The organism is Iodobacter sp. BJB302, assembly GCF_002735645.1.
Classification (GTDB): Bacteria; Pseudomonadota; Gammaproteobacteria; order Burkholderiales; family Chitinibacteraceae; genus Iodobacter.
The window spans coordinates 35,389-47,643 of record NZ_PDZG01000038.1 but is presented as its reverse complement, the minus strand read 5'-3'; the positions used below and the strand labels follow the sequence as shown (position 1 = coordinate 47,643).

The 12,255-nt window shown below is 53.0% G+C and carries 10 protein-coding genes; 6 read left to right on the top strand and 4 right to left on the bottom strand.

Features of this window, described 5'->3' with window-relative positions; all coding sequences use genetic code 11:
* The first annotated feature begins 111 nt into the window (after positions 1–111).
* From CSQ88_RS13295 to CSQ88_RS13285, 3 genes are all read left to right on the top strand, one after another.
* Positions 112–1,143 (top strand): hypothetical protein, encoded by a 1,032-nt coding sequence (locus tag CSQ88_RS13295; RefSeq protein WP_143449479.1) that lies wholly within the window; start codon positions 112–114, stop codon positions 1,141–1,143.
* Positions 1,140–1,403 (top strand): PAAR domain-containing protein, encoded by a 264-nt coding sequence (locus tag CSQ88_RS13290; protein ID WP_099398580.1) that lies wholly within the window; start codon positions 1,140–1,142, stop codon positions 1,401–1,403. Before CSQ88_RS13295 ends, CSQ88_RS13290 begins: the two co-directional genes overlap by 4 nt.
* A gap of 257 nt (positions 1,404–1,660) precedes the next feature.
* Positions 1,661–2,092, top strand: a complete 432-nt coding sequence (locus CSQ88_RS13285; RefSeq protein WP_099398579.1) for an OmpA family protein — start codon at positions 1,661–1,663, stop codon at positions 2,090–2,092.
* Positions 2,093–2,292: 200 nt separating this feature from the next.
* Here CSQ88_RS13285 and tssA read toward each other — a convergent pair whose 3' ends face one another.
* A complete protein-coding gene (gene tssA, locus CSQ88_RS13280) occupies positions 2,293–3,387 on the bottom strand; it encodes a type VI secretion system protein TssA (protein ID WP_099398578.1) in 1,095 nt (364 codons plus the stop codon).
* A 225-nt stretch (positions 3,388–3,612) separates the two neighbouring features.
* Between tssA and tssF the strand changes: the two genes are divergently transcribed.
* The 3 genes from tssF to CSQ88_RS13265 are packed head-to-tail and all read left to right on the top strand — an operon-like array spanning position 3,613 to position 6,806.
* A complete protein-coding gene (gene tssF / locus CSQ88_RS13275) occupies positions 3,613–5,466 on the top strand; it encodes a type VI secretion system baseplate subunit TssF (protein WP_099398577.1) in 1,854 nt (617 codons plus the stop codon).
* A 36-nt stretch (positions 5,467–5,502) separates the two neighbouring features.
* On the top strand, positions 5,503–6,516 hold the full coding sequence (tssG, locus tag CSQ88_RS13270; protein ID WP_099398576.1) for a type VI secretion system baseplate subunit TssG: 1,014 nt from the start codon (positions 5,503–5,505) through the stop codon (positions 6,514–6,516).
* A gap of 50 nt (positions 6,517–6,566) precedes the next feature.
* Positions 6,567–6,806 carry a DUF2789 domain-containing protein gene (locus CSQ88_RS13265; protein ID WP_099398575.1) on the top strand — a complete coding sequence of 80 codons (240 nt, stop codon included), beginning with the start codon at positions 6,567–6,569 and terminating at the stop codon, positions 6,804–6,806.
* Between the two features lie 170 nt (positions 6,807–6,976).
* On the opposite strand, the gene CSQ88_RS13260 is transcribed toward CSQ88_RS13265, so the two are convergent.
* From CSQ88_RS13260 to CSQ88_RS13250, 3 genes are all read right to left on the bottom strand, one after another.
* Positions 6,977–7,372 (bottom strand): hypothetical protein, encoded by a 396-nt coding sequence (locus tag CSQ88_RS13260; RefSeq protein ID WP_099398574.1) that lies wholly within the window; start codon positions 7,370–7,372, stop codon positions 6,977–6,979.
* 256 nt (positions 7,373–7,628) lie between these two features.
* Entirely contained in the window at positions 7,629–8,624 is a 996-nt protein-coding gene (gene astE / locus CSQ88_RS13255; RefSeq protein ID WP_099398573.1) for a succinylglutamate desuccinylase, read from the bottom strand.
* Positions 8,625–9,001: 377 nt separating this feature from the next.
* Entirely contained in the window at positions 9,002–11,947 is a 2,946-nt protein-coding gene (locus CSQ88_RS13250; protein WP_099398572.1) for an FAD-binding and (Fe-S)-binding domain-containing protein, read from the bottom strand.
* Positions 11,948–12,255 lie beyond the last annotated feature (308 nt).

Below are 12,255 nucleotides of genomic sequence, written 5' to 3'. Positions count from 1 at the left end.
TCGGAACTGGAGCTGGCAAGATGAAGTGCAATTGAACCCCGACCGGGCTATTGAGCCTAAAACAAGCGAGGAATTACAGGTCGCTTAAATCGTAAAAACATCTCAACTATCTTGACAATTACCGTTCAGCAGACTTTGCAGCAGCTTTTAAGCGATGTTTACACTACCGCGCCAGGGGCCGCCTGGTTGCCGCATTATTTTGAAGCCAACCCGCAGCTGGAAGGGCGTGAGCAGCTGGAAATGCTGAAGCAGGCCCAGCTGCAAGCGATTGCTAATCAGGATTTCGAAGAAAACTCACCCAGCCCTGAGCCGCGTTTCTTTCCTGGCTCCGGCGCATTAATGAGCCGCGTTCAGCAGCTGTTTCAGCAAGACCCCGGCCTGCCTGGCATGGTGGTTTATGCCGCTGATGCACCGCTTTTAACGCGAGGTATTCCGGAAGACGAGTGGGATGAGCCAGGTGCCGATCAGGAAGAAGCGAATCAATGGCTGGGAAAACCAGGTTATGCCGCCGTTGCCATGATCTTTTTGCGGGAAAACCTGCCGGTGCCAGAGCCGGTCAGCACGCAGGAAGTCAGCCAGGATGCTTACACGCCTTACTGGGAAAAGCAGCAGCATTATGGCGACGAGCGCTGGGGACGCGTGCCCTTGCAATGGCAGGATACGCTGGCGCAATTACCCGTACTGGCCGAGCTGCGCCTTGGCGAGCAAGCCACCATTGTGCATAAGCAGCTGCTGCCTATGACAAGGCAAATCCATACCCTGTTTGATAATGCGCTGGTGAATGCGGGCCTGCGGGATTATCCCTTCAGCAGTGATGATAAAGACGAGGCTAAAGATCAGGCAGAAAGCATTGCCTGGCTGGTTCACAATAGTGGCGATGTAGATGTGGGCGGCACGCGCCTCGCCGCAGTTTCATCCGCTCTGCAGCAATATGCCGTGCCATTAAACCCGATCGATGACGCCAGTAATTGCGTGCGCGAATGGGGCGATGTGGGCTCGGCAAGGTCTGTTTTGCAAGTGGCCGTGGCCGTAGTGCACAGCGCCCGTTTAGCTGCACCAGCCGTGTTAACAGAATTTGATCGCCAGGGTGATACCGAGCATTTCAGCGTGGCCCTGATCAGGCCGCAGGAGCAGTCTGCATGAAAAAAGTCATTCGCATTGGCGACCCGACCAGCCATGGTGGCGTGGTCATCAGCGGCGCATCTAAAACCGTTTTATTTGGAAAAGTAGTGGCATTGCTGGGTGATAAAGTAAGCTGCCCCGTGCCTGGCCACGGTATTTGCCCCATTGTTGAAGGCGATCCAAGCTGGCTGATCGATGGAAAACCCGTGGCGCTGGAAGGCCATAAAACATCTTGTGGCTCAGCGCTGATTTCTACGATGCCAGAGATGGGTAAGGGTTAGTACCTTAAACATGACATTTGGGAAAATATTTTAATAAAATTGCACCTTAATTAATAAAAACGGACAAAAAATGTGGTCAAATTGTCCGCTGCAGATCGTTTTAAATTTCCATTGCTTGCCCTGAAAGTCAGGCTCAAACATGCTTGTGTCTGGCTTTGGGGCCTGCTGTTTTAAAATATTACCCATTTGCTTTATCTGCGATGAGTTTAAACTGACCGCTTAATTCAGCAGATTGCTTGTAAATAAAGGATTTAATCATGAAGAAATCAGAAATTGTTTTAGCCTGCTCGGCGGTGTTTTTTGCCGGGATACTGACAGGGTGTACAGATCTTCCGACGCAGCCAGCTACTACAGCATCCGCTACATCATGGTTAAAAGCACCAGAAGCCCCTGTGGTGGCGCTGGGTAAGCCATATATGCTTAAATTTGAAAAAATGTCTGCCAAGCTTACACCGCAGCAAGAAGAAATCTTAACTGCGCTGGCTCCTCAGCTTAAAGATGCTAAAACGATTATTTTGCGTGGCTATTGCAGTAAAAGAGATATTGGCAATGCCAAAGATTCTGCATTGGCCCGCGCTATCAATGTAGAAAAATTCCTAGTGACCCAGGGCATTGTGGATCAGAAAATGAGCCTGCGTTATAACACCGACGATGCAGAACACGCAGTTGAGCTGGAAATCGGTGGTTAATCTTTTTGCGGTAAGCGAAAGCCATGATCTATCAGGCTAAGCGCTTTTGTTTTTGCAGTAAGGGCGAAACCCGCGGGCAATGCTGAAAAAATACGCGGTTTTCGCCAGCCATCAGCCGGTACAAAGTTTGCTAGCATGCAGCCGCCTTATGCCAATCGCTTGATTTAATGCACATAAGGCGGCTGTCTCTTCCCTGGCGCTTAGTCGTTGCGCTTAATATCCAGCAGCTCGTTAAGCTGGCCCAGCGTTGCATCATCTTTAATCACTGATCCCAACCATTCTTCCAGGCTCATTTCTGCCCACTTGGCTGCGCGCTCGGCCAAGAGGGCTACGGGGCTGTGCGGCTCGTGCTGGCGGAAGTAGCGGGCCACTTCAACCAGTTGGCGCACGGCATCTGCGCGGCTTTGCAGCGGGCCCTGGCGGGTTGGAGCGGGGTTGTGGCTGATGGCTTGTGGGGCATGGTTGCTTGGCTGGCTTTCGTGGCTGATCACAGGTGCAGGCTCATGGTGTGCGGGTGCAGTAGATGGCTCGCCCCATTGCAGACGCAGGCGGTTAACAACTTCAAGGCAGGCATTGAGCGCATTGCGTAATTCGGCAAAATTAGGCGCAGCAAAGCCAAAGCGTTCGTCGATGCGTTTATCCAGTGCGTGATAAGCCTGCTGGGTGTGTTCAAGCTGGGTATGCAGCTGTTTAAACCAGCTGGCACCACTGGCGTTGGCACTTTTATCAAAGGTTTCACCAGCGAGCTTGCCTTCGGCCAGTGCGGCTTCTTTGGCCTGGCTGTCTTTCAGGCCCATGTTTTCTACTTCACGCGATTCCTGCCACTGCTGCCAGTTATAGCCGCCGTGAATCGGATCAGTCAGCGGCACTTCGCGCAGCGCCATGCCCATCTGATTATTAAACCACTCCAGCTTGCCTACCCGTTCGTCTAAATCATTGGGATCGTATTCCGGATAAGCGGTTTCCCAGTAATGATCCAGCAGGCCGTCCAGCACTTGCAAGGCCAGATGGGCACCGGCAAAACCACGGGTTTTAACCAGTGCTTCGCCATACCATGCTGCCAGTTGAAAATCTTTGCTTTGCTGGCTGAGTGCCTGTTTGCAAAGTTGAATCACTTTGCTCCAGTCGGCGGTTTTTAATTGCTGGCCCCAATCGCCCTGAGAGAGGCTGGGGTCATCCGCGCGGCGGGCTTCGCGGATTTGATCAAAGAGAGCGGAATAGCCCAAATCCTCACCAGCGGGCTGATCTGCAGAGATGGGGGCCAGCAAAGTGGCCAGTTTATCTTGGGTTGTCATGGCGTTTCCAGAGCTTTTAAAAGAATGTCAGGTCTGTCAATATGGTGTTTTAATTACAACAGCTTGTCATTACACCTGGGGTTAAATTTATCAATAGGGTAACAATTCCTTTCATTATTACTCAGTATTGCCTGATAATGTCAGCTTAATACGGGCCGATGGTATATTTAATATTGACGCGGAATCTGCTCGTTATATTTATTCACTCCCGAAAGACAGTGCCTCATGCTTGATTCATTATTGCCGTATTACGAACGTGAGCTGAGTTTATTACGCGAATTGTCGGGCGAGTTTGCCCGCCGTTACCCTAAAATTGCCGGCCGGCTGCAATTAGAAGGGGATCAGTGTGAAGATCCGCATACCGAGCGTCTGATTGAATCATTCGCCTTTCTTGCCTCACGCATTCATAAAAAGCTGGACGACGAATACCCAGAAATTGCCTCCAGCTTTTTAGATGTGCTCTATCCGCACTATCTGCGGCCGATTCCATCGTCCAGCATTGTGCAGTTTGAGTGTGATCCCCTGCGGCCGGAAATCGCCAAACGCTATGTGATTGAGCGCGGCCAGCCTGTGCATGCGCCAGCCATTCAGGGCGTAACGTGTAAATTCAGAACCTGCTATCCGGTAGATCTTTATCCCTTGTCTTTATCAGATGCCAAGCTGGAGTTATGCAGCAGCTCGCCTAATTTGCGCCGTATCGCGCCAGATGCAGCTGCGGTGTTAACACTGGAATTCAATACTCACGGCAATTTGCCTGTCAGCAGTATTAATTTGCAGTCGCTCAGATTATTTCTGGATGGCGAGCCTGCGCTGATGCATCTGGTGTACGAGCTGCTGCTGTCAGGCACAACCCGTTTGCGCGTGGGCGATGGCAGCGATGATCCGGCCCGTACCCGCTTTTTGCCTGCTGCTGCAATTGCACCGGTAGGCTTTGGCCGTGATGAAGGCGTGCTGGAATACGACGAGCGCTCCTTTCTGGGCTATCGTTTACTGACCGAATATTTCAGCTGCCCGGATAAATTTTTATTTGTGGATATTCAGCAGCTGAGCGATGTGGCGCAAACCATTTCGGGCAGCAAGCTGGTGATTCAGTGCATGATTCAGCGCTGGCCCGATACCGAGCGCCATGCACGCCTCTTGCATCATTTGCAGGCTTCTCATTTCAAACTGGGCTGCACGCCGATTGTGAATCTCTTTGTGCAGGCGGGTGAGCCCATTCGTGTGACCCACCAGAAAGCCAGCTATCCCGTTGTGCCCGATGCACGCAAGCAGCATGCTTTTGAAGTGATGCAGCTGCGGCGCGTGGTGCGGGTAGAAAAAACCGGCAGCCAAGAAAGCAGCGAAGAAGTTCTGCCGTTTTATGCGATCCGGCACGGGGTGAGTAAAGAAGGCCCCAAATTTTACTGGCACGTCAGCCGTGAGGCTTCGCCCCGCCAGGACGATAAAGGCACAGATTTAGAGCTGCATCTGGTTGATCTGGATTTTAACGCCGTCAGGCCAGGGGCCGAGGTTTTAAGCCTGGAATTACTCTGCAGTAATCGTGATCTGCCCGAGCTGATTCCTTTTGGCGGCAGCCAGTCTGGCCAGCATATTGATTTCAGCCTGCCGGGGCATTCGGTGGTGAAGCGGGTGAAGCTGCTGCGTAAACCAAGTAACAGCTTACGCCCGCCGCAAAAACGCGGGCTGCAGTGGCGTCTGGTTTCGCATCTGTCGCTTAATTATTTGTCTTTGATTGAATCGGGCCGCTCTGCCTTGCAGGAAATGCTGGTGTTGTATAACCAGACCGATTCACCAGTGAATACCCGGCAGATTCAGGGGATCAGCGCCATCACCAGTGCACCGGCCGTCACACGGGTTATGGGCCGGGATTTTGCGGGCTTTGTACGCGGTACCGAAATCACCCTGACGCTGGATGAAGAATATTACGTGGGCGGCAGTATTTATCTGTTTGCCAGTGTGCTGGAGCGCTTTTTTGCACTGTATTGCTCGCCAAACAGCTTTACCCGCCTGCGGGTAAAAACCAAGCACGAAGAGCTGGCTGCATGGCCTGCACGAGCAGGTGAGGCTTTGGTTATTTAATGACTCATCTTTGCGTATCAAAAGGGAGAGCGCTGCATGGCCAGCTCTAAACACCCTCGTCATCTGGATCAGGAGCTTCTGGCTAATCCAACGGGCTTTGGCTTTTTTCAGGCGGTGCGGCTTTTGGGTTTATCCGCCAGAAAGCGGGGCGACCGGCGCGGGCCATTGCCTTCGGGCCTGCGTTTTCGCACCCTGGCTAATTTGTCTTTCCCTGCCAGCGAAATGACCCGCTATACCGCCGTGCAAACCGAAGACGGCGAGCTGAACGAGCTGGAAGTCGCATTTATGGGCCTCACCGGCCCCAGCGGCGTTTTGCCCACCAGCTATACCGAGCTGCTGATCGAGCGTCGCCAGCAGTATCGCGATCCAACCCTGCATGCCTTTCTGGATATTTTCAGCCACCGCTCTATTGCTCTGTTTTACGGCGCATGGAAAAAATATCGCTTCTGGCTGCAAGCTGAAAGCGGCGAGCAGGACGGCTTTAGCCGTAATCTGCTGGATTTGGGCGGCATGGGCTTAAGCGCATTGCGGGCGCAAATGGGGCAGGGCGCGCTGCATGATGAAAACCTGTTTATTTATTATGCGGGGCTGTTAAGCCAGAAACCGATGTCCAGCCAGGCGTTGGTTACACTGATCGAAGGTTTTTTTGGCTTCAGGGCCGAGCTGGTGCAGTTTGCCGGCCAGTGGATGAATCTACCCGAAGCAGAGCAAAGCCAGCTGGGCGGCGCATCCTGCGAGCTGGGCGTTTCTGCCTTTGCCGGGGACAGAATCTGGGACAGGCAAACTAAGCTTAATTTGCGCCTTGGGCCACTGCGCTGGGCTCAGTTTTCTGCCCTGCAACCCAATGCCGATGCGGCGCATTCGCTCAGAGAGCTGCTTAAATTTGCACTGGGCCACAGCCTTGCCTGCGATGTCACTTTAATCCTGGATCAGCGCGATGTTCCGGTGGCACAGCTGGCCGCAGAGCCTGTGGTGCAATTAGGCGGCAGCTGCTGGCTGGGCGCTCAGGACCATCACCCAAGCGATATGATGTTTTGCCTTCTGGAATAGCAAGTTGCTGCTAAGCTACAAGTTATCAATCGGCTCATAAGAAGGCTGCCATGGAAAAATTTCCTCATCATCTTAATGCGCTTTTTGCCCAGCTGGGTCTGGCATCCGGCGATGACGATATCGCGGCCTTTATTATGAAACACGCCCCTCTGCCTTCGCATTTCTCCCTGCTGGAAGCGCCTTTCTGGACAGAAAATCAGGTCGCATTTTTACGTGAAGAGCTGGAAGAAGACGCTGATTGGGCAGAAGTAATCGATCAGCTTGATGTGGCGCTGCGTGCAATGCCTTAGCCGCAATGAAACACGCTGTGAACATATTCTAAAACAGCGCCAAATCTGCAAACACAGAGCACACAGTGTTAAATAGCAGAACACTGAAAGAACCAAGCGATGCTGCTGAGGGCGGAGTTAAAGTTTTTTCAGTGCGCTGTGTGCAGAACTTTTGAGTCACCCCGCCCGCTTTAATCATCCCATCCCGCGTAGGTGGGCAGCGTTTGCCAGCATTGCAACTGCCGCGCTTCAACTTGCAATGTCGTCTGATTGAGCAGCCAGCTGGCCAGGCCGCCGCGCATATAGGCCAGCTCATCGCCACACATTCCCACCAAATCCCGCGCCAGCGCTGCGGCGGCAAGGTAGATTTCACCTTCGATAATTGGCGCAGTGGCAAGATAGTATTGCTCTTCAATCAGCGCCAGCCAGTAAGCACGCTCTTCCTCCGCCAGCACCGCCACCGTACCACGCGGCTTAGCCGCCAGCTCAGTCGCTACCAAATGGCCGACGGCCTGAAACCACTGCCAGTTTTCAATCGTATGCGTATCAACGCCATAGCTGGGGATGTCGGTATTGATGGGAAACACAGGGCTAACCTTTATTTAATACAGGGGGAGATTGTAAGTGAAAACGCTAAATTTAAACCCATTTCTTAAAACACGGAGGACAGAGAGAGCTCCCTGTTTTACGGAGAAAAGCCAATTTATTGTCATATTAAGCATTGGGGGATTTCGTCATTCCCGGGTGTTTTTATCGGGGATCATGTGGCGCTGCCGGATCCCCGATTGAAGCGCCCGGGGATGACGATCTAAACCGTGTTTTAAGACTTGGGTTTTTCAGGTATCAAAAATCCTTGACTTCCACCACCATCAATCCAGCCCGCACGCCGGGTTTTACTTTGGGGTTGGGGAAGACGACTCGCTCTTCAGGGTGGCTTACTTTGTATTCGTAGCCATTGTCAGATGCAATCAGCGTGCCTTGGGGATAGCCGGTGAAATTGGCGACATCGTCCGGCAGATGCAGCTTAAATGCTTCGCTGTGTTTCTCCAGCTGGCCGACCACTTTAAACACTTGATAGGGCCGGGCGGGCCAGTTGGGCTCGGTGGCGGAGACCATGCTTTGCATCAGTGCATTAATGCCTGCAAATTCTTCGAGTTGGTTTTTGCCGAAAGGCTGCACTTTGCCCAGCTCCAGCGTTACCGATTGCGCGCCGTGGTGCTGGCTGGAGTGGTAAGCAAACGTGCCTGCCGGGGCATGGTTAATCAGCAGCGCACCTAAATCACAGCACTCAAGGCATTTAAGCAAATGCGTGTCGTAAGGCCGGGTCTGGTAAGGCAGCAGGCCAAAGCGGGTAAAGCTGGAAGGGCGGATGGCGGTGTGCAGATCAAGGTGATAGCGCGTGCCACTGCCTCCCGCAAAAAACTGCGCCATCGCCGCTTCAATTTGTGCGGCGCGTTGTGCATCACGGCTTTCCGGCAGGCGGGTATGGCGGTGATCAAATAAGCGGTTGAGATCATCATCCAAATAACGATCACTACCCCGCATTGCCGCGACATTGCCCAGCAAAACCAAAAGTCGCACGCCCAAAGCCAACTGCCCGCTTGCCAAGTCTTTAACCAAGGTATTAAGCAGCTCAATCGGCGCAGTCTCATTGCCATGTATTCCTGCCGACAAAACTAAGCTCTGATCACTGCCATGATGCGGCACAAACTCCAGCAAACCCTCGCCCAGATAATGCCAATGCACCCCACTGGCCAGCGTGCCTTTGACGATATCAATGGGATGATCTTGTAAGGTAAAACTTAGGAAATCAGCAAGAACAGGATGAGTGTGTGGCATGGCGGGGTCCTAGTAGGCAGGATGAGCAAACCCAAATCTTAAAACACGGAGGACACAGAGAACACTGAGTTACACGGAGAAAAGCAAAACATGAGTATTCATAAGAACAAACCACCCTACATTGCTGATTAGATCGTTAACCCGAGTGTTTTAATCGGGGATCCAGCTGTGCAATTGGCTTTCCTGCAAAAGCAAAAAACTAATTTTTTATAGGGTGTGCAAGTCGTTTTTCTTGCGCACTGTTTTCTGCGCTCCGACTGCGTCGTTGTACACCCTAGGAAATACTGCTCAATTCTAAATAGAGTAATAGCGTTGGCTAGGGTTTTCTCCGTGATCCTTCGTGTTCTCCTTCCCTCCGTGTTTTAAGATTTGGGTTTTTAAAAGCAAGCTAGTAAAGCCTGCACCGGATGGCGGAGGCTGGTTTTGTCTATGAGTTTAACCTGACAGCGGCAGGAGTAGCCGGTGGCCAGCAGGTTTGTCTCTTGCTCCGCCACAATTTTAGCCCAGCTTTGCGCGTAGATTTGCTTTGATTGTTCTCTGTGATCCGCCTCGTGGCCAAACGTGCCAGCCATGCCGCAACAGCCTGCGGGCTGAGTACTGAGCGTCACGCCCAGCGCAGCAAATACCTTATCCCAATCGCTGAATGCGCTGGCCACATTGGTTTTTTCGCTGCAATGCGGGATCAGCGTAAAGGAGGCGGTTTTCAGCTTCAGAGCAGGGGGTTTTTTGGCAAATTGCCCGGCCAGCCATTCTTGCAGCAGCGCTACTTTAGGTGGATTTGCCAATGTTTTGGCGTATTCGCTGCGGTAAGTCAGCGTCATCGAAGGATCGATTCCCACCAATGGCACGCCGTTTTGGGCGAGTTTTTGCAGCATGGCGCTGTTATCTGTGGCCGTACGCTTAAAGCGATCTAAAAATCCGTGCACATGCAGTGGCTTGCCATTGGGTTTAAACGGGGCGAGCTGCGGGGTGAAGCCGAGTTTTTTAAGCAGATCGAATACATCCAGCACCAGTTGGGTCTCAAAATAGCTGGTGAAGGCATCCTGCACGATGATTACAGAGTTAGCCTGATATTGCCCGTCAGCCATGGCAAAGCCACGTTGCAACAGGGTGGTTTGCAGATTAACGCCGGTAAGCAGCGGGCTTTCGATCAGATTAAGCCGCTGCATGATATTGCGGGCCAGCGGGGTGCTGATCGCGGCGTTGTAGAGCCTTGGGGCTCTGGCCATCATGGGCAGCGCAGCTTCCATGCTGGCAACTAAGTAATCTTTGGCGGGGCGCAGATAGCGGCCGTAGTAGAGCGACATAAATTTAGAGCGCAAATCAGGAATATCCACCTTCACAGGGCATTGCCCCGCGCAAGATTTACACGCCAGGCAGCCGTTCATGGCTTCCATGACTTCCTCTGAAAAGTCGCCTTGCTTGTTCAGGCTATTGATTGCGCGGAGTAACAGATTGGCGGGTTTTGTGGCTGTTGGATCAACCCCCTGCGCCGCCAATTGGCGCAGCCATTCGCGCATTAAAGAGGCGCGGCCTTTGGGGGAGTGGCGGCGCTCTCTGGTGGCTTTCCACGACGGGCACATCGCATCGTCAGTGTCGAAGTTATAGCACGCGCCGTTGCCATTGCAATGCAGCGCGCCATCGTAATCTTTGCGGACATGAATCGGGATTTGCCGGTCATAAACGCCACGGGTGGGCGATTCATCAATCCTGATTAAATCATCCGGGCTGGCGATTTTGCCGGGGTTGAGCTGATTATGCGGGTCAAACACCTGCTTGATCTGCTGCAAGCAGGGGTAGAGCTTGCCAAAAAAAGCTGGCGCATACTCGCTGCGCAGCCCCTTGCCGTGCTCGCCCCAGAGTACGCCGTGATATTTTTGCGTGAGTGCCGCCACGCCATCGCTGATCTCGCGCAGCATGGCCAGCGCGTTGGGTTCTTTCATATCCATTGCGGGCCGCACATGCAAAACCCCCGCATCCACATGGCCAAACATGCCGTAAAACAAGCCGTGCTGATCGAGCAGCGCCCTGAATTCATGAATATAATCGGCCAGATTTTCCGGCGGCACGGCGGTGTCTTCTACAAAGGGAATCGGTTTGGCATTTCCAGCTCGGTTTGCTAACAGGCCGACCGATTTTTTACGCATTCCCCAGATGCGTTTTACTGCCGCATCGCCGCGTGCCACGGTAAAACCAAGTCTCGCTTCGCCTTGCAGGCCTTGCTCAATATGGGCGATTTGCGCGGCGAGATCGTCTTCCGTATTACTCAAAACTTCCAGTAAATTAATCCCCAGTGTGGGCGTGGAGTCTTCTGGGAAAAACTCACGGATGCCGTGCCAGATTAAATCGCCTTTGGCGAGCTGCAAAATGGTGGAATCGACGGTTTCAATCGATGCCGCGCCCAGCGCCATTAAATGCGGTGCATCGCGCAATGCCGCATCAAAGCTGGCGTAGCGGATATTGATCAGCGCGCTGTATTTGGGCAGTGGCAGCACATTCAGCTTGGCTTCAACAATCAGCCCCAGCGTGCCTTCCGAACCGCATAAAATCGCATTCAGATCAAACTGGCCGGCATCGTTGTAAATATGCGCCAGATCGTAGCCGGTCAGGCAGCGGTTTAGCTTAGGAAAGGTAGCCGTAATTTGCTGGCTGTGATCTTTATGAATTTGGGCGATCAGGCCGTGAACATGGCCAATCAGATTGCCCTGCTCACACACTTGCTCTAGTGCATCGCTGCTTAAAGGCTGCGAATGCCAAAGCGTGCCATCCAGTAAGACGGTATCCAGCTCCAGCACATGATCACGCGTTTTGCCGTAAAGGCAGGAGCCCTGGCCGCTGGCATCGGTATTAATCATCCCGCCTATGGTGGCGCGATTGGATGTGGATAATTCGGGCGCAAAAAACAGCCCGTGTTTGGCCAGCTCTTTGTTGAGCTGATCTTTCACCATACCCGTTTGCACTCTGGCCCAGCGCTGCTCTGCATTGATCTCCAGAATGGCATTCATATTTTTGGAGAGATCGACAACTAAGCCATCTCCCAAAGACTGCCCGTTCGTCCCCGTGCCCCCGCCGCGCGGGTAAAGCTTAATACTGTGAAAGCGCGGCTCACTCGCCAGCTTCACTACGCGGATCACGTCATCGCTGTGCTTTGGGAACACCGCCGCCTGCGGCAAAAGCTGATAAATCGAATTATCCGTCGCTAAAACGGTGCGATCAGCTAGGCTGCTGCTGATCTCCCCCGCAAAACCACGCAAGCGCAGCTCGCTAATAAAATCGAGGTAGAGGGACTGTGGTGCTGGTGTTTTAGAGAGGCGAGGGATCATAGATCTAGGCTGGTGGATGAAGGTAGGGCGGGTGCAAGCCGCCAGTTATGGCCGTGTAATGTTAAAAACGGTGGGTGGCACCAAATGTGCGTTTAAAATTCAAAAAGATCATTTTAGTGCCTTCGGCACGTTGATTTAGGAGCGGTAGCCACCGCGGGGCCTTCGTTTCTTGAACGGCCAAGAAACGAAGCCAAGCCACAAACTCAAAGCACGAAGGCCCCTGCGCTGCGGACAGTCGGCGGCGGGCGGGATCAGCTCGCTGCCTCGCTCCCAAGCGATCCCCCGCCCCGCTTGTTCCTCGCTCCGGC

Bases quoted from the DNA above. Each gene is read 5' to 3' on its own strand.
- CSQ88_RS13290 (WP_099398580.1), top strand. From the start codon at position 1,140: ATGAAAAAAGTCATTCGCATTGGCGACCCGACCAGCCATGGTGGCGTG.
- astE (WP_099398573.1), bottom strand. From the start codon at position 8,624: ATGCCACACACTCATCCTGTTCTTGCTGATTTCCTAAGTTTTACCTTA.
- CSQ88_RS13265 (WP_099398575.1), top strand. From the start codon at position 6,567: ATGGAAAAATTTCCTCATCATCTTAATGCGCTTTTTGCCCAGCTGGGT.
- CSQ88_RS13285 (WP_099398579.1), top strand. From the start codon at position 1,661: ATGAAGAAATCAGAAATTGTTTTAGCCTGCTCGGCGGTGTTTTTTGCC.
- CSQ88_RS13250 (WP_099398572.1), bottom strand. From the start codon at position 11,947: ATGATCCCTCGCCTCTCTAAAACACCAGCACCACAGTCCCTCTACCTC.
- tssA (WP_099398578.1), bottom strand. From the start codon at position 3,387: ATGACAACCCAAGATAAACTGGCCACTTTGCTGGCCCCCATCTCTGCA.
- tssG (WP_099398576.1), top strand. From the start codon at position 5,503: ATGGCCAGCTCTAAACACCCTCGTCATCTGGATCAGGAGCTTCTGGCT.
- tssF (WP_099398577.1), top strand. From the start codon at position 3,613: ATGCTTGATTCATTATTGCCGTATTACGAACGTGAGCTGAGTTTATTA.